At 63.6% G+C, this 22068-nt stretch carries 19 protein-coding genes and 1 tRNA gene; 11 read left to right on the forward strand and 9 right to left on the reverse strand.

Annotated elements, in window-relative coordinates:
* Positions 1-3: 3 nt before the first annotated feature.
* A complete protein-coding gene (locus tag JQ627_RS12370) occupies positions 4-951 on the reverse strand; it encodes an alpha/beta fold hydrolase (protein ID WP_212484493.1) in 948 nt (315 codons plus the stop codon).
* Between the two features lie 220 nt (positions 952-1171).
* Here JQ627_RS12370 and JQ627_RS12375 point away from each other — a divergent pair, with 220 nt between their 5' ends.
* Both JQ627_RS12375 and JQ627_RS12380 read left to right on the forward strand, forming a co-directional pair.
* The gene (locus JQ627_RS12375) at positions 1172-1633 is read left to right on the forward strand and encodes an Hsp20 family protein (protein WP_212484494.1); all 462 of its coding nucleotides are present in this window, start codon (positions 1172-1174) and stop codon (positions 1631-1633) included.
* Between the two features lie 153 nt (positions 1634-1786).
* On the forward strand, positions 1787-2557 hold the full coding sequence (locus JQ627_RS12380; RefSeq protein ID WP_212484495.1) for an alpha/beta fold hydrolase: 771 nt from the start codon (positions 1787-1789) through the stop codon (positions 2555-2557).
* A gap of 116 nt (positions 2558-2673) precedes the next feature.
* Here the strand turns inward: JQ627_RS12380 and JQ627_RS12385 are convergent, their stop codons facing one another.
* Positions 2674-3447, reverse strand: coding sequence for a hypothetical protein (locus tag JQ627_RS12385; RefSeq protein ID WP_212484496.1), 774 nt, complete (start codon positions 3445-3447; stop codon positions 2674-2676).
* Between the two features lie 489 nt (positions 3448-3936).
* Between JQ627_RS12385 and gltB the strand changes: the two genes are divergently transcribed.
* From gltB to JQ627_RS12415, 6 genes are all read left to right on the forward strand, one after another.
* Positions 3937-8670 carry a glutamate synthase large subunit gene (gene gltB, locus JQ627_RS12390; RefSeq protein ID WP_212484497.1) on the forward strand — a complete coding sequence of 1578 codons (4734 nt, stop codon included), beginning with the start codon at positions 3937-3939 and terminating at the stop codon, positions 8668-8670.
* Between the two features lie 176 nt (positions 8671-8846).
* A complete protein-coding gene (locus JQ627_RS12395) occupies positions 8847-10298 on the forward strand; it encodes a glutamate synthase subunit beta (RefSeq protein ID WP_212484498.1) in 1452 nt (483 codons plus the stop codon).
* A gap of 129 nt (positions 10299-10427) precedes the next feature.
* Positions 10428-10522 (forward strand) — tRNA-OTHER (locus tag JQ627_RS12400).
* 1 nt (position 10523) lies between these two features.
* Positions 10524-11492 (forward strand): hypothetical protein, encoded by a 969-nt coding sequence (locus tag JQ627_RS12405; protein WP_212484499.1) that lies wholly within the window; start codon positions 10524-10526, stop codon positions 11490-11492.
* A gap of 6 nt (positions 11493-11498) precedes the next feature.
* Positions 11499-12431 carry an RNA-directed DNA polymerase gene (locus JQ627_RS12410; protein ID WP_212484500.1) on the forward strand — a complete coding sequence of 311 codons (933 nt, stop codon included), beginning with the start codon at positions 11499-11501 and terminating at the stop codon, positions 12429-12431.
* Between the two features lie 322 nt (positions 12432-12753).
* The gene (locus JQ627_RS12415) at positions 12754-13146 is read left to right on the forward strand and encodes a hypothetical protein (RefSeq protein WP_212484501.1); all 393 of its coding nucleotides are present in this window, start codon (positions 12754-12756) and stop codon (positions 13144-13146) included.
* Between the two features lie 26 nt (positions 13147-13172).
* Here JQ627_RS12415 and JQ627_RS12420 read toward each other — a convergent pair whose 3' ends face one another.
* Positions 13173-14915, reverse strand: coding sequence for an outer membrane beta-barrel protein (locus JQ627_RS12420; protein WP_212484502.1), 1743 nt, complete (start codon positions 14913-14915; stop codon positions 13173-13175).
* 192 nt (positions 14916-15107) lie between these two features.
* Here JQ627_RS12420 and JQ627_RS12425 point away from each other — a divergent pair, with 192 nt between their 5' ends.
* Complete coding sequence (locus JQ627_RS12425; RefSeq protein WP_212484503.1) at positions 15108-16115, forward strand: SIS domain-containing protein; 1008 nt, start codon at positions 15108-15110, stop codon at positions 16113-16115.
* A gap of 63 nt (positions 16116-16178) precedes the next feature.
* On the opposite strand, the gene JQ627_RS12430 is transcribed toward JQ627_RS12425, so the two are convergent.
* Complete coding sequence (locus tag JQ627_RS12430) at positions 16179-16730, reverse strand: carboxymuconolactone decarboxylase family protein (protein WP_212484504.1); 552 nt, start codon at positions 16728-16730, stop codon at positions 16179-16181.
* A 73-nt stretch (positions 16731-16803) separates the two neighbouring features.
* On the opposite strand from JQ627_RS12430, the gene JQ627_RS12435 reads away from it, so the two are divergent.
* Entirely contained in the window at positions 16804-17124 is a 321-nt protein-coding gene (locus JQ627_RS12435) for a helix-turn-helix domain-containing protein (RefSeq protein ID WP_212484505.1), read from the forward strand.
* Positions 17125-17178: 54 nt separating this feature from the next.
* On the opposite strand, the gene JQ627_RS12440 is transcribed toward JQ627_RS12435, so the two are convergent.
* The 5 genes from JQ627_RS12440 to hemH all read right to left on the reverse strand — a co-directional run bounded on the left by JQ627_RS12440 (position 17179) and on the right by hemH (position 21540).
* The gene (locus tag JQ627_RS12440; RefSeq protein ID WP_212484506.1) at positions 17179-17622 is read right to left on the reverse strand and encodes an NfeD family protein; all 444 of its coding nucleotides are present in this window, start codon (positions 17620-17622) and stop codon (positions 17179-17181) included.
* Positions 17623-17676: 54 nt separating this feature from the next.
* A complete protein-coding gene (locus tag JQ627_RS12445) occupies positions 17677-18681 on the reverse strand; it encodes an SPFH domain-containing protein (RefSeq protein ID WP_212484507.1) in 1005 nt (334 codons plus the stop codon).
* Between the two features lie 186 nt (positions 18682-18867).
* Positions 18868-19395 carry a hypothetical protein gene (locus JQ627_RS12450; protein ID WP_249143060.1) on the reverse strand — a complete coding sequence of 176 codons (528 nt, stop codon included), beginning with the start codon at positions 19393-19395 and terminating at the stop codon, positions 18868-18870.
* A 118-nt stretch (positions 19396-19513) separates the two neighbouring features.
* Positions 19514-20491, reverse strand: coding sequence for an ABC transporter substrate-binding protein (locus JQ627_RS12455; protein WP_212484508.1), 978 nt, complete (start codon positions 20489-20491; stop codon positions 19514-19516).
* Positions 20492-20502: 11 nt separating this feature from the next.
* Entirely contained in the window at positions 20503-21540 is a 1038-nt protein-coding gene (hemH, locus tag JQ627_RS12460) for a ferrochelatase (RefSeq protein ID WP_212484509.1), read from the reverse strand.
* An 82-nt stretch (positions 21541-21622) separates the two neighbouring features.
* Between hemH and JQ627_RS12465 the strand changes: the two genes are divergently transcribed.
* Positions 21623-22021, forward strand: a complete 399-nt coding sequence (locus JQ627_RS12465; RefSeq protein WP_212484510.1) for an MAPEG family protein — start codon at positions 21623-21625, stop codon at positions 22019-22021.
* The last annotated feature ends 47 nt before the right edge of the window (positions 22022-22068 follow it).

Below are 22068 nucleotides of genomic sequence, written 5' to 3' on the forward strand. Positions count from 1 at the left end.
CCGCTATTTGAACAGCGGCGTGCCCGGCACGAAAGCGTCGAAGGCGGCCCAGAACTGGGAGCGGTAGCGGTCCTGCTCCTGGAGGATCTCGTGCTTGGCGCCGGCGATCACGAGATGGGAGCCGGCGCGCAGATGATAGGCGAACTCCTCGATCGCCGCGGTCGAGACCACGGTGTCGCTGGAGGCCGCCAGCATCAGGATCGGCTGGCGGATCTCGGAGGGGTAGTTCATGCCCTTGAAGGTGTTCATCGCGCGGAAAGCGGTATCGGCCCAGGCGACCGTCGGTGACGCGAGCCCGAGCGTCGGATCCTCCTCCAGGATCGCGGCATTGCGGGCGTAGCGCACGGGATCGCTGGTCAGCGGATTGTTGATGAAGGGATTGAGCCCGGTGATGTGGTCGTTGCCGCCGGGGACATAACGGCCGCCCATGCCGAGCAGACGCATCGTCCTCAGAAGAGTCCGCGCCGGCAACGAGGTGGCACGGCCCGGCAGGTCGATCATCGGCGCCGACAGCACCATGCGGTCGAACCAGCGCTTGCCTGCATGCGCCACCCGCAGCATCACCGTGCCGCCCATGGAGTGCGCGAGCGCGAAGAAGGGCGGCGGACAATCCGGCAGCACCACCTGCTGCACGAAGGTCTCGACGTCGATCTCGAAATCGGAGAAGTCGCGCACATAGCCCTTGCGCGGATCGCGCAGGCGGCGCGAGGAGTGACCCTGCCCGCGCCAGTCGATCATCGCCACCGCAAAGCCGCGGTCGCGCAGATCTCGCACGGTCTCGAAATATTTCTCGATCTGCTCGCTGCGTCCGGTGAAGACGCACACCGTGCCCTTGCGGTTCGCCGGCGGCGCCCAGCGCGCAAAGCGCAACTCGGCGCCATCGGGAGTCTTGATGGTGCCGCTGACGACGTCTTCGGGAACGGGATTGGACGGAATCGAGACCAGCGTCATGATTGGAGGTGCTTGGGCGCGAAGTGCTGCAAATCAAGGGACGGGAGCGCCGAAAAGGCGCGAGTTGCCGCCCTCTTGAACGCCGTTCCCCTGAACCCATATCACCATGGTGCAGGCCGCTACCAGTGTTTCGGAACCGGAACATCAGGCTGCACACAGACTAAAGCCCGGCCCGATTGGCGGGCGGGTTACCAACAGTCGCTCAATGGAGGACTTGACCATGCGTAGTTACGATCTCACCCCCTTCTATCGTTCCACCGTCGGCTTCGACCGCCTCTTCAACCTGCTCGACCAGGCCGGTTCGGACGGCAGCCCCGGTTATCCCCCCTACAACATCGAGCGCACCGGCGAGAACGCCTACCGCATCACCGTGGCGGTCTCGGGCTTCGCCAAGGACGAGCTCTCCATCGTCGCGAAGGAAAACACGCTGACGATCAAGGGCGAGAAAGTCGCCAACGAGAACTCGAAGTCCGAAGTGCTCTACCGCGGCATCGCCGCGCGTGCCTTCGAGCGCGCCTTCCAGCTTGCCGACTTCGTGCAGGTGAAGGACGCCTCGCTCGAGAACGGGCTGCTTCACGTCGACCTCGTGCGCGAGATTCCCGAAGCCAAGAAGCCGCGCCAGATCGCCATCAACTCCAGCGCGCCGAAGGCGCAGGTGATCGAGAGCTCGGTCGCCGCCTAAGCGCGTCGATAGCCGCCAAGTTGCGAAAACGCCCCGGTGCCCCGGGGCGTTTTTTCGTTTTGCATCGCATCACAGAACGGTGAGGACACGTAACGCCGCGACGACGCGCTCCGTCCTTTGGGCATCGAAGCCAAAACAATACGGAGAACGATGATGTCACTTTGGCGCAGCCTTTTCGTCGCCGCGAGCCTGCTGGCGGCCCCCATCAGCCTTGCTCACGCGCAGACACCGCAGACGGTGAAAGCGAAGAACGTCGTGCTGGTGCATGGCGCCTGGGCCGACGGCTCGAGCTGGTCGGAGGTGATCCCGATCCTCCAGGCCGCAGGGCTGCACGTGACTGCCGTGCAAAATCCGCTGTCGTCGCTTGCGGATTCCGTCGAGGCGACCAGGCGCGCGCTGGCTGAACAGGATGGTCCGACCGTGCTGGTCGCGCATTCCTGGGGCGGCACCGTGATCAGCCAGGTCGGCAACGACCCGAAGGTCACCGGCCTCGTCTACGTCGCCGCCCGCGCGCCCGATGCAAACGAAGACTTCGTCGCGCTGTCGAAGCAATTTCCGGCAGGCCCGGCCCGCGCCGGCATCGTCGAGCACGACGGCTACACAAAGCTCTCGGAAGACGCCTTCCTGAAGTATTTTGCCAACGGCGTGAAGCCGGAGCAGGCGAAGGAGCTCTACGCCGTGCAGTGGCCGACGGCCGCCTCGATTTTCGCCGGCCGTACCACGGAAGCGGCATGGCACGCCAAGCCGAGCTGGTACGCGGTGTCGAAGAACGACTACACCATCAATCCCGATTTCGAACGCTTCCTCGCCAAGCGCATGAACGCAACCACGATCGAGCTCGACGCCGGCCACCTCTCGCTGGTGTCGCATCCGAAGGACGTTGCGAATTTGATCCTGGAAGCCGCGGGGTATGCACGGAGCTGACCGGCGATCACGTTGAAAAAGGCGCCTGAACCGCTCAGGCGCCTTTTTGTTTTGCTCAGGTCTCTCCCCGATGTCGTCCCTGCGTTCGCGGGGACGACAGTCAAACCAGCAACGCGCTAATCCAGCCCCTGTGCCGCCGGCATCTCCTGCGTCGGCATGATTGTCGCCGCCGGCTTGGCCTGGCCGACGGTTGGAGCGGCGGTTTGCGGGGCGGCTTCAGCGGGCTTTGCCTGCACGGCAGCGGTCTGCTGGGTGGGCTGTGCCTGCGGCGCTTGTGCCTGCTGCGCGGCTGGCACGGCCGGCTTGGCGGCGGCGACAGGCGCTTCGCCACGGGGCGGGGCGGCCTTGGGCAGCGGCACGGTGCGGCTGGCGACATGCGGGATCGGGGCCGGCGGACGCGGCGGGCCGCCGCGGACCATGGTCGGCGGCGGCAGCGCGCTTTGGGGGCGGTAAGGTGCAACCGTCGGCACCTCATAGCTGGGCGCCATGCCGTAGGCGTCGGCGGCAGGCATGAAGCGCAGAATTCTCCCGTCACGGGCATCGATCACGAGGCGGCCGTCGTCGCCGCGGTGGTCGATCACAGCGATGGTATAGACATTGCCGCGCAGGCGCGGGATGCCGAGCGGCGAGAAGCCGTTCTCGCGCAGCACCGCGTAAACCTCCGTCGACGGCAGCAGCACCGGCGCCGGGCCGCGCTCTTCGTAGCCATAGCCGTAGCCATAACGCGGCGGCGGTGGCGGCGCGGCTTCCAACGGCGCATAGGGGCCGTCGAAATCCGACACCGCGATCATGGCCCCGCCCGCGGGAACTTGTGCAAAAACCTGCGTTGATGCTGCGGTCGCAGCCAGCGCCAGCGTGGCAGCGGCCACACATCCTGTGAAAAACTTCATGGTCGACACGCTCCTGTCAGGCCCCGAATACCTCGCGCTCTTTCGCTTCTTGCGGCGTGGCGCGCCTTTCGAAGGGCTGATCCGAAGCTTCATTCGGGATTTCGGCGTCGGCAGGGCCGGATCAGGGCGCGTTTGCTTCAAAACCGGGGCCGCGTGTCATGCGGAAAGCGCTGATTGACACTCTGGGAATCGGGACTTCCGCGCGCTTGTGTGCTAGACAAAAATTTGGCAAGGTGATGGTTAGGACAGGAAAGCTGTCTCAATTTTGCTTGCGGTTCCGGCACAGGGATTGCAGCGAAAGCTGGTGCTTTCGAGCGCCAGGAAGGTACCAGGCAAAGCCGTTCTCGGGGACGTAGAACGCCTAGGCCTGAATTTAAGAAAATGCGGCTCGCAGCGGACGAGCGGTGACCCAGAGGCGGGTGCCGCGGAACGCCCAAGGTGCGCCGAAGATGGCGGTGAGGCAGCTTGCCGCATGGAGAGGACGGAACCATGAACGGGTCGCAATTCGAGCGCGCAAACATCGTGGCAGAAGAACTGTCGGCGACGGTCGCCTCGAAAACGACCGATCCGATTCAGGAACACAATTCGCGCCCGCCGGCCGAAGGCCTCTACGATCCGAGCCTGGAGAAGGATTCCTGCGGCGTCGGCTTCATTGCCAACATCAAGGGCAAGAAGTCCCACGAGATCGTCGCGGACGCGCTCAACATCCTCTGCAACCTCGAGCATCGCGGCGCCGTCGGCGCCGATCCGCGCGCCGGTGACGGCGCCGGCATCCTGGTGCAGATCCCGCACGCGTTCTTCAGCCGCAAGGCCAAGGAGCTCGGCTTCGCGCTGCCCAATCCCGGCGAATACGCCATCGGCGCGCTGTTCCTGCCGCGCGACACCGCCTGGCGCAACGTCATCAAGAGCATCATCGCCGACCAGATCAAGGAAGAGGGCCTGACCCTGCTCGGCTGGCGCGACGTGCCGACCGACAATTCCTCGCTCGGCGTCACCGTGAAGCCGACCGAGCCCGCCTGCATGCAGGTGTTCATCGGCCGCAACGGCGTCGCCAAGACCGACGATGAGTTCGAGCGCCGGCTCTACATCCTGCGCAAGTCGATCTCGCAGGCAATCTACCAGCGCCGCGACCGCGGGCTCGCGGGCTATTACCCCTGCTCGATGTCCTGCCGCACCGTGATCTACAAGGGCATGTTCCTCGCCGACCAGCTCGGCAAGTACTATCCCGACCTGCATGAGGCGGACTTCGAGAGCGCGCTGGCGCTGGTGCATCAGCGCTTTTCGACCAACACCTTCCCGGCCTGGTCGCTGGCGCATCCTTACCGCATGATCGCGCATAACGGCGAGATCAACACGCTGCGCGGCAACACCAATTGGATGGCGGCGCGTCAGGCTTCCGTGAGTTCCGAGCTCTATGGCAAGGACATCAACCGCCTCTGGCCCATCTCTTATGAAGGCCAGTCGGACACCGCCTGCTTCGACAACGCGCTCGAATTCCTGGTGCAGGGCGGCTATTCGCTGCCGCACGCCGTGATGATGATGATTCCGGAGGCGTGGGCCGGCAATCCCCTGATGGATGAGAAGCGCCGCGCCTTCTACGAATATCATGCCGCGCTGATGGAGCCGTGGGACGGCCCCGCCGCAATCGCCTTCACCGACGGCCGCCAGATCGGCGCCACGCTCGACCGCAACGGCCTTCGGCCGGCGCGCTATCTCGTGACCAAAGACGACCGCATCGTCATGGCGTCCGAGATGGGCGTGCTGACGATCCCCGAGGACCAGATCATCACCAAGTGGCGTCTGCAGCCCGGCAAGATGCTGCTGGTCGACCTCGAGCAGGGCCGCCTGATTCCGGACGACGAGATCAAGGCCGAGCTCGCCCGAAGCCATCCCTACAAGGAGTGGCTGGAGCGGACCCAGATCGTGCTGGAAGAGCTGCCGAAGGTGCCGACCACCGGCGTGCGCTCCAACCTGTCGCTGCTCGATCGGCAGCAGGCGTTCGGCTACAGCCAGGAAGACATCTCCATCCTGATGACGCCGATGGCCTCGACCGGCGAGGAAGCCGCGGGCTCGATGGGCAACGACACGCCGATCTCGGCGCTGTCGGACAGGGCCAAGCCGCTGTTCACCTACTTCAAGCAGAACTTCGCGCAGGTCACCAACCCGCCGATCGACCCGATCCGCGAGGAGCTGGTGATGAGCCTCGTCTCCATCATCGGACCGCGGCCGAACCTGTTCGACCTGCAGGGCCTCGCCACCACCAAGCGTCTCGAAGCGCGCCAGCCGATCCTGACCGATGCGGACCTCGAGAAGATCCGCTCGATCTCCGACGTCGCCGAGTCGCATTTCAAGTCGCGTACGCTCGACACCACCTTCCACGCCGGCCTTGGTGCTGCCGGCATGGACCAGGTGCTCGACGAGCTCTGCGCACGCGCCGAGAGCGCGGTGCGCGAGGGCGTCAACATCATCATCCTGTCCGACCGCATGGTCGGCACCGACCGGGTGCCGATCCCGGCACTGCTCGCCTGCGCCGCCGTGCATCATCATTTGATCCGCGTCGGACTGCGCACCTCGGTCGGTCTCGTCGTCGAATCCGGCGAGCCGCGCGAAGTGCACCACTTCGCCTGCCTTGCCGGCTACGGCGCCGAAGCGATCAATCCGTACCTGGCGTTCGAAACCATCATCGCGATGAAGGACCGCCTGCCCGGCTCGCTCGATGATTACGAGATCGTCAAGCGCTACATCAAATCGATCGGCAAGGGCTTGCTCAAGGTGATGTCCAAGATGGGCATCTCGACCTACCAGTCCTATTGCGGCGCGCAGATCTTCGACGCCGTCGGCCTCAAGGCGGACTTCGTCGCAAAGTTCTTCGCCGGCACCCACACCCGCGTCGAGGGCGTGGGTCTTGGCGAGATCGCGGAAGAGGCCGTGCGCCGCCATGCCGACGCGTTCGGCGATGCCTTGGTCTACAAGAGCGCGCTCGATGTCGGCGGTGAATACGCCTATCGCAGCCGCGGCGAGGATCATGCCTGGACCGCGGAGTCGGTCGGGCTGCTCCAGCACGCCGCCCGCGGCAATTCGCTGGAGCGCTACCGCGCCTTCGCAAAGATCCTCAACGAGCAGTCGGAGCGCTTGCTGACGCTGCGCGGTCTGTTCCGGATCAAGAATGCCGACGAAGAGAAGCGCAAGCCCGTGCCGCTCGACCAGGTCGAGCCGGCCAAGGACATCGTCAAGCGTTTCGCCACCGGCGCGATGAGCTTCGGCTCGATCTCGCGCGAGGCGCACACCACGCTCGCGATCGCCATGAACCGGATCGGCGGCAAGTCGAACACCGGTGAAGGCGGCGAGGAAGCCGACCGCTTCAAGCCGATGCCGAACGGCGATTCCATGCGCTCGGCGATCAAGCAGGTCGCCTCGGGTCGCTTCGGCGTCACCACGGAGTACCTCGTCAACTCCGACATGATGCAGATCAAGATGGCGCAGGGTGCCAAGCCCGGCGAAGGCGGCCAGCTGCCCGGCCACAAGGTCGACGCGACCATCGCGAAGGTGCGTCACTCGACGCCGGGCGTCGGCCTGATCTCGCCGCCGCCGCACCACGACATCTACTCGATCGAGGATCTGGCACAGCTCATCTACGACCTCAAGAACGTCAACCCGACGGGTGACGTCTCGGTCAAGCTCGTCTCCGAGATCGGCGTCGGCACCGTGGCCGCGGGCGTCGCCAAGGCGCGCGCCGACCATGTCACCATCGCGGGCTTCGAGGGCGGCACCGGCGCTTCGCCGCTGACCTCGATCAAGCACGCCGGCTCGCCCTGGGAAATCGGCCTCGCCGAGACCCACCAGACGCTGGTGCGCGAGCGGCTGCGCAGCCGCATCGTGGTCCAGGTCGACGGCGGCTTCCGCACCGGCCGCGACGTCGTGATCGGCGCGCTGTTGGGCGCCGACGAGTTCGGCTTCGCCACCGCGCCGCTGATCGCGGCGGGTTGCATCATGATGCGCAAGTGCCACCTCAACACCTGCCCGGTCGGCGTCGCGACCCAGGACCCCGTCCTGCGCAAGCGCTTCACCGGCCAGCCGGAGCACGTGATCAACTACTTCTTCTTCGTCGCCGAGGAAGTCCGCGAGATCATGGCATCGCTCGGCTTCCGCACCTTCAACGAGATGATCGGCCAGGTTCAGCTGCTCGACCAGACCAGGCTGGTCGCGCACTGGAAGGCCAAGGGCCTCGATTTCTCGAAGCTGTTCGTCAAGCAGAAGGAAGAGAAGGGCCAGAAGATCTATCACTCCGAGCGCCAGAACCATCATCTGGAAGCGGTGCTCGACCGCACGCTGATCGAGAAGGCGACGCCTGCGCTCGACCGCGGCGCGCCGGTGAAGATCGAGGCCAGGATCAACAGCACCAACCGCTCCGCGGGTGCAATGCTGTCGGGCGCGGTCGCCAAGATCTACGGCCATGCCGGTCTGCCGCACGACACCATCCATGTCGGCCTCAAGGGCACCGCCGGCCAGGCGTTCGGCGCGTGGCTGGCGCAAGGCGTCACCTTCGAGCTCGAAGGCGAAGCCAACGACTATGTCGGCAAGGGCCTCTCGGGCGGCAAGATCATCGTCAAGCCCCCCGCCAACAGCGGCATCGTGCCGGAAGAGAGCATCATCGTCGGCAACACGGTGATGTATGGCGCCATCCAGGGCGAGTGCTACTTCCGCGGCGTCGCCGGCGAGCGTTTCGCCGTGCGCAACTCGGGTGCGGTGGCGGTCGTCGAAGGCGCCGGCGATCATTGCTGTGAATACATGACCGGCGGCATCGTGGTCGTGCTCGGCAAGACCGGGCGCAATTTTGCGGCCGGCATGTCCGGCGGCATCGCGTACGTGCTCGACGAGACCGGCGACTTCGACAAGCTGTGCAATCTCAGCATGGTCGAGCTCGAGCCGGTCCTGTCGGAAGAGCTGATCAACGCCGGCACCTACAATCACGCCGGTGACCTCGAGGCGCATGGCCGGGTCGACGTGTTCCAGAACCTGCTCGACTCCGACGTCGAGCGCCTGCACGTCCTGATCACGCGCCATGCGAAAGCGACCGGCTCCAAGCGCGCCGCCGAGATCCTTGCCAATTGGAAGGACTGGCTGCCCAAATTCCGCAAGGTGATGCCGGTGGAGTACCGGCGCGCGCTGCGCGAAATGGCCGCCAACGCGGACGCCGAGCCGAAAATCGCGATCGGGGCGTAACAATATCAGCGCCCGTCATTGCGAGCGTAGCGAAGCAATCCAGACTTTCTCCTCAGTAACAGACTGGATTGCTTCGTCGCTACAGTGCAAAATTGCCTCGCAATTTTGTCACGAGCTCCTCGCAATGACGGTTGAAGAAGCAACAAACGAATTAAGCGGCAGGGACTTCGGGTTTAATGGGCAAGATCACGGGTTTTCTCGAAATCGAACGGCATGATCGCAAGTACACCCCGGTCGCCGAGCGCGTGAAGCATTACAACGAGTTCGTCGTTCCCTTGACCGAGAAGGAAACGCGCGATCAGGCCGCGCGCTGCATGAACTGCGGCATTCCCTATTGCCACGGCACCGGCTCGGTGGCGCCCGGCACGCCCGGCTGCCCGGTCAACAACCAGATCCCTGATTTCAACGACCTCGTCTATCAGGGCAATTGGGAAGAGGCCTCGCGCAACCTGCACTCGACCAACAACTTCCCGGAGTTCACCGGCCGCATCTGCCCGGCGCCGTGCGAGGCGTCCTGCACGCTCAACATCGACGACAACCCGGTCACCATCAAGACCATCGAATGCGCCATCGTCGACCGCGCCTGGGACAATGGCTGGCTGAGGCCGGAAGTGGCGGCTGTGAAGACCGGCAAGAAGGTCGCCGTGATCGGCTCGGGTCCGGCCGGCATGGCCTGCGCCCAGCAGCTCGCGCGCGCCGGCCACGACGTGCATCTGTTCGAGAAGTTCGCCAAGGCCGGCGGCCTGCTGCGCTACGGCATCCCCGACTTCAAGATGGAGAAGGGCGTCATCGACCGCCGCGTCAAGCAGATGGAAGGCGAAGGCGTCACCTTCCACTACAACAGCCATGTCGGCGCTGACGGCAATGTCGATCCGCGCGAGATGCTCAACGACTACGACGCCGTCGCGCTGACCGGCGGCGCGGAAGCTCCGCGCGACCTGCCGATCCCCGGCCGCGACCTCAACGGCATCCATTACGCCATGGACTTCCTGCCGCAGCAGAACCGCCGCGTCTCCAGCGAGCCGCTGAACGGCGTCCAGGAGATTCTGGCCGGCGGCAAGCATGTCGTCGTCATCGGCGGCGGCGACACCGGATCCGACTGCATCGGCACCTCGCTGCGCCAGGGCGCGCTCTCGGTGACCCAGCTCGAGATCATGCCCGCCCCGCCCGAGCGCGAGAACAAGGGCCTGACCTGGCCGAACTGGCCGCTGAAGATGCGGACGTCGTCGAGCCAGGCCGAAGGCGCGGTCCGCGAATACGCCGTGCTGACGCAGAAGTTTTCCGGCGAGAACGGCAAGGTCAAGAAGCTGCACTGCGTCCGCGTCGACGACAAGTTCAAGCCGATTGACGGCACCGAGTTCGAGCTCGATGCCGAGTTGGTCCTGCTCGCGATGGGCTTCGTGCATCCCGTGCACGAGGGCCTTCTCAAGCTGCTCTCGGTCGACCTCGACCCGCGCGGCAACGTCAAGGCCAACACGCTCGACTACCAGACCTCGCGCCCGAACGTGTTCACCGCCGGCGACATGCGCCGCGGGCAATCGCTGGTGGTGTGGGCGATCCGCGAGGGCCGGCTGTGCGCCCGGTCGATCGACACGTTCCTGATGGGGAAGACGGATCTGCCGCGGTAGGCGGACTCCGCAAATAGACCTAGAAGCCACGTTTCTAGTCCGGTTCCTCGATCGGATCAGGAGCTCGCTTCGGGCCACTTCTCTCTGAAATTGCTAGATCAACTGCCTACAATTTGTCATATTGAGTTTGGGCCTGTCGTCTAGCGGCAGGACACCGAGTTTTATCGTAGCCTTTCGCGCTGCTTCTCATTCTCGGGACAAAGGTTCGAATCCTTTCAGGCTCGTATGTTCACACTCTCTCGGACGCCCACCTTCCGCGACTTCCAGCGCAGATTGGGCAACTGCACCTTTCACATCAACGCCGCATATGTCGGCCTCGAATGGATAGCGCGCGGGCAGGGCAAACCCGACGATTTGCGCATTAATTGGGACGTTCCCAAAAAACCCAGAGAGGCGGTCGACCAAGCGCGTCAGCTAATCCATTCAGCAATGCTTGGGCATGTACATGATGCCTTAGATTCCTATTTGCGGCAGGTGGCAGATGTTCCTTGGACACACCTTTCGTCTAATCAGCGCGACATTCTTCGGAAATCAATCACTCGACCTGGCAAAGGGGCTTATTCGATCGCAGATCGTTTTACGGAGTTGAAGCTCGAGTTAACTGACAAAGCCCAATTGGTCGATTTCGAACTAATGAGAGTGTTGGTTGCCTGGCGAAATCAGCACGTTCATGAAGGGCTAAACGAAGCTGGCGAGTTTCGTTTGCCGGACGGCGCTGAGAACGTTCTCATCGCCGAGAAGGAGATGCTAGCCAAGCGGTACGGCGGATTCGATCCCGGGATTCTCTTCGGTCATTTCGTCCAACGGGCTGCACCGAAACGGAAGGAAATTATCGCCCTTGTATCAGCAAGCCAAAATTACGTTCGGGCTGCGGATGGCGTGCTCCTTCAGCGATCCATCACTCGGAAAGAAGATCTGGAGAGCATCGCCCGTACGACGATCAAAGAGGCTCTATGCCGTAGCACTTATGCTGAAATCAAGAAACTTTGGGGCAAAGATACGACGGCACGAATGCGTCGATTGAAGGCTATCTTGGAAGCGGGCGGTTTTGTTTCACCTGGACCTGAAAGAGACACCCCTCTCTCATCGGCCATATCCCTCTCTACCGAGTTCATCGAAAGGTTCGCTGGCCGCCCAGTCCAGCAAGCCATCGAGATTCTTAACTCGGTGGAATCGGCAAATGTCGCTAGGTAAATTGAAATGGCGGATCTTAAATCTGGCGAGCCATTCGGGCTCGACAACTCCTTTATCGCGACCATCGACTGGAACTTGGCTCTCCGCCGAGCGATATACGACATGCGCTCAGATTTTATATTCGCACCCCACCTAAGATTTATTTGCGGAAGGGCCGGCAAAGAGGTCGTAGACCAACTCAAGTCTGACCTAAAATCAGGAACCTTTAGCCCGAGCGTTCCGATCACAATAGATGTGCCAAAATCTCACTGCATGCGAGTTCTTGTGCCCTCTCGACGTGGCGGGCCGCCATTCTCGCGCCCGGGCAGCATTTTGCTCCCGCCTGATCGCATTTTCTATCAGGCATTGGCCGATCGGGCTGCTCCCATTATTGAATCGAAAACTGATAAGCGCCGCTCATTTAGCCATTGGCTCGCCGAAGGCGACAGTGAAAGCATGTTCCAACCAACGAGAGCGTGCTGGAGCCGCCTGCAAAGATCTCTTGCCAAACACGCAAAATCGAAAAGCTTGCAGTACATTTTAAAGATAGACGTCGCCAATTTCTTTGGCTCACTGAATCAACATACCATGATCAATATTCTGAGCGACGCCGGCTATCCCAAGTCTCTTTCAAGCCGACTAGAGGCACTTCTAACGAGCTACACGGGTGAGCGCAGCTCTCGTGGAATTCTGCAAGGCATGTATCCATCTGATCTGCTTGGAAATCACTATATGGCGCCGATCGACGAATTCTTGGATGAATATGGGACGCCATCCGCCCGGTATGTGGATGACATTTACATTTTCGTTGAAAGTGTCGATGCAGCAGACAAGCTACTTCGTATATTAATACCGTACCTGCGAGGGTACGACTTAGCACTAAACGAAGCTAAATCGGTCATCATGCCCAAAGCTTCGCTTCTGACAGAGGAGCCAGACTTGGAGGCTCTTATTTTCTAATGCCGTCGAAGAAATATCGAAACAAGTTGATGATACCGATTTTAGTGCCGACTATGGATTTCAGTCGGAATGGAATGATGAAGAGGACGAAGCAGACCAAGATCAAAAAGAGGAATTGGAATTAGAGGCAACTAAGATTCTCTTCGACTCGCTCTCCGATTACCCAGGCCAAGAGGAGAACATTGAAAGATTTTGCTTGCCGCTATTCTCAAAGGCAGCCTCGGACTACGCTATAGCTCACGTCCTTGATGCGTTTAAGAAACGGCCTTCAATGTCGCAAATATATGCGTCGTATCTCGCGAAATTCCTGGAGAAGACGGGCGTGAGCGAATTGCTTACAGAGTTGCTCGCAGACGCATCCCTTACGGATTGGCAAAAAATGTGGGTGCTAGCGGCACTCATGCAGCGCCGCCCCTTTAAAGACACTTCCATCAAGACATCTTTGAGACTTCTAAGAGATGCCACGCATCACGATGCCTTGCGAGCGATCGCCGCCATTTATGTTGGAAGATTTGGCGATCACGCCCGTCGAAAGGATCTTTTTGCAATATACCCGTCGGTGTCATCCTATATACAAGCTGCCATTTATTTCTCGTCCAGAAGTTGGCCGCCGGTTGAGCGCTCGAACGCCAAAGCCAGTTGGGGAGCTCATGGTCCGTTGAACACTCTTCTCACTACAGCAATGGCTAAGCCTATAAAGAAGCCATCTCTATAGATCCACGTCGATCGGTCACCGCCAACTTAATTCTGCAACCTCACCCCCAGCATCACAACCGTCCCCTGCGAACTCGAGCCCGCCTGGTTCGAATCAAGGATGTCGTGGCGCAGTGTGCCCTTGATCCAGATGTTGCGGTTGAGCTTGTAGATCAGATTGCCTTCGAGCGAGTAGGTTTTGTCGTTGCGGCCCTGGTTCTGGTAATCGTAGGTGCCGTAGGTGAACCTGCCGACTGCGGTGAGCCAGCGGCGGAAGTCGTGATCGACCTCGACCCCGTAGGTGTGCACCAGCACGCCGGAGGAGCCGGGGACCGTGGTCTCGGCGATCTGCGTGTCGGTGGCGAATTTCACCGTGGTGAGGCCGCTCGCGTTCCAGATCAGCGAGCCCGAGGTGAGGAAGCCCGCGAGCTGGCTGAGGCGCGGGTCGACGTAATTGCGCGCGGAATAGCCGACCGAGATCTCGCCGATGAGGATGCGCGAGAACTCGAAGGACGAGCCGACCTTCGCGTAGCCGCCGTTCGAATCGCGGAAGTAGCCGTTGCGGTCGGCGGCCTGGTCGTGCACGCGGGTGTCGCCCTCGATCTCGACGAACGGCTTCAGGCCCGGCTTCAGGTCGTAGGAGAAGCGGCCGACGCCGCCATACTGGTTGAAGTCGCGATCGCCGTTGCTGAAGGTCGAGCCATCGGTGAGCTTGGAATCGGTGTAGGCGATGCGATCCACCGTGGCGCCGGCTGCGACCTGGAAGCGATTAAAAGTCTGGTCGAAGCCGAGCGTGGTGCCGTAGGCGGCGTAAACCGGATATTTCTGCAGGCCGGCCTGCACGTTCGGGCTGCCGGGATTGTCGGTGGCGATCCGCAGGCGGAGCTGCGAGGTCAGCTTGAAATCGCGGTCGACGTCGAGGCGGCCGTCGACATGGCCGGTGAAATCGGGGCGGTCGATCTCGACCGGCGACGGCGAGGCGAAGCCGTCGATCGTCGCCGGCATGTTGTTGGTGTAGCCGGAGAACGAGCCGCGCAGATCGGCGACCAGCGCGTGGCGCTCCCAGTCGGACATCACGAGAAGATCGGGCGCGACGACATAGGCCGGCGAGCCGACCGGCTTGTTCAGGCGCGCCGGATTGGTGTCGTAGCCGGCGGAGAGCTCGAGCCCGCCCTTGATCAGGAAGCTGCCGGCATAGTCGCCGACCGCGCCGAACGCGTCGTCATCGACCTTGAGGCGGCGGCGCAGCGGCTGGCCCGGCACGTTGCCGGCCATCGCCGGGGCGACCGGTGTCTTGTGCGCGGTCTCGGACGGCGGCGGCGCGATGCGCGGCGGGCCAAGCGTCCTGTCCGGCGTTGCCGGCGGCACCGGCGAGCCCGGTCCGACCGGACGCTTCGGCTTCGGCTGCCCGGGATAGAGCTTGGGCTGCTGCCGCTTGCGGTTGAGCGAGTCGTAGCCGGAGGCGTTGGCGCCGTTGGCCGCCGGCAGGCCGTAGGTCGGGACCTGACCGACGCGCGAGGTCGCCGGCGCCTGCTGGCGCTTGCGCGGATCGGCATTGGGATCGGGCAGCGCCGGGAGCGCATCCGAGGGTGCCTGCGGCACGCCCGCCGTGCGGCGCGTCGGCAGCGTGTCGGGCGCGGCAAAGCCGCCGCGGTTGGGATTGAACAGGTCGGGCGTGAGGCTCTGGGCAGCCGCCGGCGCGCTTTGCAGGGCGGTCAGCGCAAGGCACGGCAAAGTCGCGCGCAGGAAATGCCCGCGTTTGCTCCGGCTCGTGCCTGGAGGCGCCCCCACGATGTAAGAACTCCAACGAAATCAGAGACTTCCATGATGACCTCCACCGGTTGGCGGGAACCATCGTTAATGGAGTTAAAACAATTATGGTTAATGACCGGTTGAGGGCTTTGGCGGCCGCGTCGCCTCTCCCGCTCGGGCATGCTAAGCAGGCGCCAACGGGCGAGCGCCCCTCCTCCCTGGACCCCAGACATGCCGAGCTCGAAACCGCTGATGACCCAATCATCCGGCCCCATCCCCGATAGCGTCGAATCCGCACTCCGCACGCTGGAGACGGAGAGCGGCGGCATCAATGCGCTCGCCGCCGCGCTACGCGGTCCGCTGGGCGCCACCTTCGCCAAGGCGGTCGACCTGATCCGCAACGCCAAGGGCCGCGTCATCGTCACCGGGCTCGGCAAATCGGGCCACATGGCGCGCAAGATCGCGGCGACGCTGGCCTCGACCGGCACGCCGGCCTTCTTCGTCCACACCGCGGAAGCCGCCCATGGCGACCTCGGCATGATCACCGCCGACGACGTCATCATGGCGCTGTCCTGGTCCGGCGAGCAGCCGGAGATGAAGACCCTCGTGAACTATTCGGCGCGCTTCGCGATCCCGATGATCGCGGTGACCTCGAACGCCACGTCCTCGCTGGGACAGGCCGCCGACATCGTGATCGAGCTGCCGAAGGCGCGCGAGGCCTGCCCGCACAATCTGGCACCGACCACCTCGACGATGATGCAGGTCGCGATCGGCGATGCCATCGCGATCGCGCTGCTCGAAGGCCGCGGCTTCACCGCGCTGGAGTTCGCGCATTTCCACCCCGGCGGCAAGCTGGGCGCGATGCTGAAATTCGTCCGCGACTACATGCGCACGGGCGCGGAGATCCCGCTCAAGCCGCTCGGCACCAAGATGTCGGACGCGGTGATGGAGATGTCCGCCAAGGGCCTCGGGTGCGTCTGCATCGTCGACGATGCCGGCGGCATCGCGGGCATCATCACCGACGGCGATCTGCGCCGCCACATGCGGCCGGATCTCCTGACGGCGTCCGTCGACGACATCATGACGAGACAGCCGAAGACCGTGCCGCCCTCGATGCTCGCCACCGAGATGATCGAGGTGCTGAACACACGCAAGATCACGACGCTGGTCGTGACCGAAGCGGACAAGGTGGTGGGCATCGTGCACCTGCACGATCTGCTGCGGGCGGGCGTCGCGTAAGGCGCACGGTCTTTCCTCTCGTCATTCCGGGGCGCGCCACTTGGCGCGAGCCCGGAATGGCAGCTACGTCGGAAACCGCGCAGCCTTCTCCTCCAGCGGCAGTCGCAGCCCGTTCGCCAGATACGACACCGTGCGGTAGAAGCCGCACAGCAGCATGATCTCCAGGATCTGCCCCTCGTCGTAATGCACCGACAGCGCGGCGAACTCGGCATCGTCAAGCGTCGCGCGGTGATGCAGCGCGTCCACGGCCGCGATCAGCGCCTGCTCGGCCGGCGACCAGCACGGCGACGTGGCATCGCCCAGCACAGTAGTGCGTACTTCCTCCTCGGTGAGCTTCGCCGGTCCGGCAAAGACCGCGACATGCACCCCCCATTCATATTCGCAACCGTTCAGCGCGCAGGTCCGGTCGATGACGATCTCGCGCTGGCGCAGGGAGAGTGGACCCGGATCAAGAAGCCCGCCGGCGCGGAACTTGTCCCAGGCGCGCGCGTGGCCCGCCATCACCCGGAACAGCACCAGCGGCGGCGCGCCGCGCATGATGCGGTCGAATTGCGCCTGGATATCCGGGGGATAAGGCTGATCGAGCGGGGCGATGCGCGGCGTGGCCTGAGACATGGGCCGTCTCCGTTGCTACATTTATCGTAGCAGTACGCTACATTATCTGTAGCAACACGCAAGAGGGGCTGACATGGCGAAACAGGCCGCATCGGGGAACGTCCGCGGCTCGCGCACCGGGCGGCCGATCATGGCGCTGCTCGATTTGCTGGGCCGGCGCTGGAGCTTGCGGATCCTGTGGGAATTGCGCGAGGAGCCCCTCACCTCCCGCGCGCTGCGCACCGCCTGCGACGAAGCCTCGCCGACGGTGCTGCAGGCGCGGCTGACGGAGTTGCGCGAGGCCGGGTTCGTCGAGCTGGGCGACGGCGGAGGTTACGGGCTGACAACGCTGGGGCGGGAGCTGTGCGAGACGTTCATGCCGCTGCACCGCTTTGCGGAGAGGTGGAGGAGGTAGGGCGCTTGCTTACCCTCCCCCTCCAGGGACCCTCCAGGGGAGGGTAAGAAGCAGCTACGTCGCCGCCACAGTCAGGTTCGCACCGTCCACCTGCACCACCTTCACCTTCGTTCCCGCCGGCGTGTCGGGGCCGGCGACGCGCCAGATCGTGTCGCCGATACGGACCGTGCCGTTGCCGTCGATGATCGGCTTCTCCAGCGTGAACTCGCGGCCGAGCAATGCCTCGCTTCGCTTGTTGAGGAAGGGGCTGGTGCTTGCGTCCAGCTTCGGCCGCGCAAGCCGGCGCCACACCGGTACGGCGGCCGCTGCGAAGATTGCGAACATCACGAGCTGGATCTGCCACGACACGGCGACAGCAAAGGAGATCAGGCCGACCAGCAACGCGGCGAGCCCGAGCCAGAACAGGAATACGCCCGGCGCCAGCACCTCCAGCGCCATCAGGATGAAGCCGAAGATCAGCCAGTTCCAGGTGCCGAGCGATACGAACATGTCGGTCATGACACGACCTCTTTATATTGGCGCATGCACTTATTGGAAGCGCATGCGCCTTGATTACCCTTGCCGCGGCGGCACCGCCGGCGGCGTACTGCCAGTGGTCGGCACCGAGCCGCCGCGGCGGGCGGCAGCGACCGCGGACGCAGCGCTTTCGCCGAACGTTGCCTTGGCAATCTCGCCGATGCCGGCGAGCGAGCCCAGCATGCTCATCGCCTCGACCGGAAGCATGATGACCTTCTGGTTCGGCGAGTCGGCCAGTTGCCCGAACGCCTTGATATACTTGTCGGCGATGAAATAGTTCAGCGCGGCGACATCACCCTTGGAAATCGCTTCGCTGACCATCTGGGTTGCCTTGGCCTCGGCCTCCGCGGAACGTTCGCGCGCTTCGGCATCGCGGAACGCAGCTTCCCTGCGGCCTTCGGCCTGGAGGATCTGGCCCTGCTTGGCGCCCTCGGCGCGCAGGATCTCGGACTGGCGCTGGCCTTCGGCGGCCAGAATGTCGGCGCGCTTGACGCGCTCGGCCTTCATCTGCCGGCCCATGGCTTCGACGAGGTCGGCGGGCGGCACGATGTCCTTGATCTCGATGCGGTTGACCTTGACGCCCCAGGGCGAGACGGCGGCATCGACGACGCGCAGCAGGCGCTCGTTGATCTCGTCGCGATGCGACAGCACCTGGTCGAGATCCATCGAGCCCATCACCGAGCGGATGTTGGTCATGGTCAGGACCGTTATCGCCTGGTTGAGGTTGGCGACCTCGTAGCTTGCCTTCGCGGCGTCGAACACCTGATAGAAGGCGACGCCGTCCACCGTCACGGTGGCGTTGTCCTTGGTGATCACCTCCTGCTCGGGGATGTCGATCACCTGCTCCATCATGTTGATCTTGCGCCCGACGCGATCGAAATAGGGGACGATCAGATTGAGCCCCGGGCTCAGCGTCTGGGTGTACTTGCCGAACCGTTCGATGGTCCAGTCATAGCCCTGCGGCACCGTCTTCACGCCGGCAACCAGCGTGACGATGACGAGCAACACCAGAACAATCGCGAAAACATCGAAACCGCTCATATTTCCTCCAAGGCAGGAAAAGCCCTTTCCCGCGCTGTCATTGGTCGGGATCGCAACCCTACCGGTTCAGCGGTCACGATTCACGTCGGTTTGTCGCGATAATTTCGCAAGGAGAACGGCAGATGTATTTATTTGGCCCGGCCGGAGTCCGGCCATTGAAAAACGACGGCGACTCACCATCGGTCGCTAGTTGGACCAGCCGAAATTGACCGGCTTCAGCCTGGCGAGCTCGGGGCGCTCCTTTCGCAGCTTCGCCAGTTGACCGGCCGTCGGCCTTGTCTCGAAATTGCGTTGCTGTCCCGGAAAGACGGTCGCCACATAGTACAGTCCAGACGAGGTGATATCGATCTTGGGCGTGTGCACCGGCACGAATCCCATCGAAGCACCATTCGGCAGATAGGTGCCCGGGCGTCCCGTCGTGGTGTAGTTTTGCAGCTCGAGCCCGGTCGTTCCGACAGCGACGGGAATGGCGACGAACCCGTCCGGAGCGAGGCTGATCCCACGCGCATTGATCGCGGGAAACCCGCTGTGAACGAACTGAAGATAGTTGATCGTCTCGCTGCCGCCGTTTCCGACCAGCACGATGGCCGCATCGCTCTTGACGGCACCGCCAGCCCGCACCGCCTCGGGATACATGGTCGACGCAACGTCCCCGGTCGTGTTGCAGCCGGCGAGTCCGCAAGCCGCGACGACGATAAGCACCCATCCGCGCATTGGCCTGGATCCGCCCCTTGATGCCACCCGCCGCGATCACCCGATCGCGGCATGCTCCCCGCCACGACTATGCCAGAACATGCCGGGCTGCTCCAGAAGCAGAGTAGCGGGGACGCGGCTATTCAACCACGGAGTTGGCGATCGCCAGCAGCGACGGTGAGATCACGAGATCAAGCGCCCTCGCCGTCTTCAGATTGATCGCGAGCTCGAACTTGGTGGGGTTCTGGACCGGGAGGTCGGACGCCTGCGCGCCCCTCAGGATGCGATCGACATAGTTGGCGGCGCGGCGGAGCTGCTCGGCACTGTCGGTACTGTAGGACATCAGCCCGCCCTCGTCGACGAAGGTGCGGCTCCAGAACACGGCGGGGACCCGCGCCTCGGCGATCGCCGCCAACAGATGCGCGCGGTTGGCCATGGTGAAGAAGTCCGGGAGGATGAGCAGGCCGCCGTCTTTCCGCGAAGCCAGCGCCGCGATCGAGCCAGCGTCGTGAACTGGTGCTGCCTCGACCATCACGTGAAGCGCCCGTGCGGCGTCCTCGATCGTGCGCAGCATGAGGGGCGCGAACGGCGCGGTGGCGGGATTGTAGACGACGGAGACGCGGGACACCTTTGGCGTGACCTGCGTCAGCATCTCCAGCCATTTGCCGGCCAGCGGGCCGTCGTAATCGGTGAAGCCGGTGATGTTGCCGCCGGGGTGGGCAAGGTTTTTGACAAAGCCCTGGCTGACGGGATCGGTGACGACGGCGAACACGATCGGGATCGTCGTGGTGCGCTGGCGCAGCTCTTCCACCGAGGGCGTGCCGATCGCGAGCAGGATGTCCGGCTTGAGCGCCACGAGTTCGTCGGCGAGCCGCGCGATGCGTGCCCGGTCGCCGGCGCCGCTGCGCCAATCGATACTGAGGTTGTCGTGCTCCTTCCAGCCATGGGCGGCGAGCGCCTCGACCAGGATGGTGCTGCGCGTCTGCCCGATCGCGTCATCCGCGGCCGTGACCGAGAGCACGCCGAGCCGCCGCGTCGCGTTCGGCTGCTGCGCCAGCACTGAGGCCGGCAGCGCGGCGATCGTCCCAAGAAGCGCCAAAGTCTCGCGGCGATTCATGGGACACGCCATCAGATCCAGCCCTGAAGCTCGCGCAGCACGAGGGTGCGGATCACGTCCATGCCGGGCTCACTGTCGTTGAGGCAGGGGATCGCGGAAAACTGCTCGCCGCCATTATGCCTGAAGATCTCGGCATTCTCCTGCGCGATCTCCTCCAGGGTCTCCAGGCAGTCGGCGGCGAAGCCGGGCGTCACCACCGCGATGCGGCGCACGCCTTCCTTGGCGAGCCGCTCCATGGTCTTGTCGGTATAGGGCTGGAGCCACTCGTCATTGCCGAAGCGGGACTGGAAGGTCAGCAGCAGTTTTGTCTCGTCCATGCCGAGCCGGCGGCGCAGCGCTTCCGTCGTGGCGACGCAGTGGGCCTGATAGGGATCGCCCTTGTCGACATAGGATTTCGGCATGCCGTGGAAGGAGGCGACGATCAGCTCCGGCGTGAACGGCAGCGTCGCCAGATGCGTCTCGATCGAGACGGCGAGCGCTTCGATATAGGTATCGTCCTCGTAATAAGGCGGCGTCACCCGCAGCGTCGGCTGGTTACGCAAGCGGGCGAGCACGCGGAACACTTCGTCGCAGACCGTCGCCGAGGTCGAGGCGGAGTATTGCGGATAGAGCGGCACAGCGAGGATGCGGTCGCACCCCTTCGCGATCAGTGCGTCGATGCCCGACTGGATCGAGGGATTGCCGTAGCGCATCGCCCAGTCGACGACGACGTGGTCGCGGTCCGACAGTGCCGCCGCAAGCTTGTCGCTCTGGGAACGCGTGATGGTCTTCAGCGGCGACTCGTTCCGCTCGTTGTTCCAGATCTTCCGGTAGTCCAGCGCCTTGGTGCGGGGACGGCTGCGCAGGATGATGCCGTTGAGCACGAGCTGCCAGACCAGCCCCTGGTCCTCGATGACGCGGGCGTCCGAGAGGAACTCCTTGAGATAGACCCGCACGCCGGGTGCATCGGCCGTATCGGGCGTGCCGAGATTGACCAGGAGCACGCCGACGCGCCGCAGGCTGGACCGGACGGTGGGCTTCGGTGCAGCGATGGGAGCAATTGTCGTCATGATCAGTTGCGTCGCGCGTTGCTCCGAACTTGTCAAGATGAGCTCGATTTCGCTAGGGTCGTACCCCAGCGGGGAGGGGCTGATGACACTCGCGGAATGCTGCGTCCTTGGAGCGCTGCTGCTTTATCTGGCGACGATCGTCTCGGTCAAATGGACGCGGTTTCGCACGTTCGACAATTCCCGGCCGCGCGACCCCGCCTTCTTCGAGGATGCGCTGGCGCAGCGCGCGCTCGGTGCCCACCAGAATGGCATCGAGACCTTTCCGTTCTTCGCCTTCGCGGTGTTGCTTGCCGAATTCCGGGATTCGCCGCAGCGGCTGATCGACGAGCTCGCCGTGCTGTTCCTGATCGTGCGGATCGCCTACGTGCTGACCTATCTCGGCAACCGCCCGACGCTGCGCTCGATCCTCTGGAGCGTCGGTTTTACGATCAATCTCGGCATCTTCTTCATGCCGGCGCTGAAGCGGTTCTTGCCGGTGTGAGTTTCTGACCCTCCCCTGGAGGGGCCCTGGAGGGGGAGGGTGAAGGA

The sequence above is a fragment of the Bradyrhizobium liaoningense genome (genome assembly GCF_018130785.1).
GTDB lineage: Bacteria > Pseudomonadota > Alphaproteobacteria > Rhizobiales > Xanthobacteraceae > Bradyrhizobium > Bradyrhizobium liaoningense_A.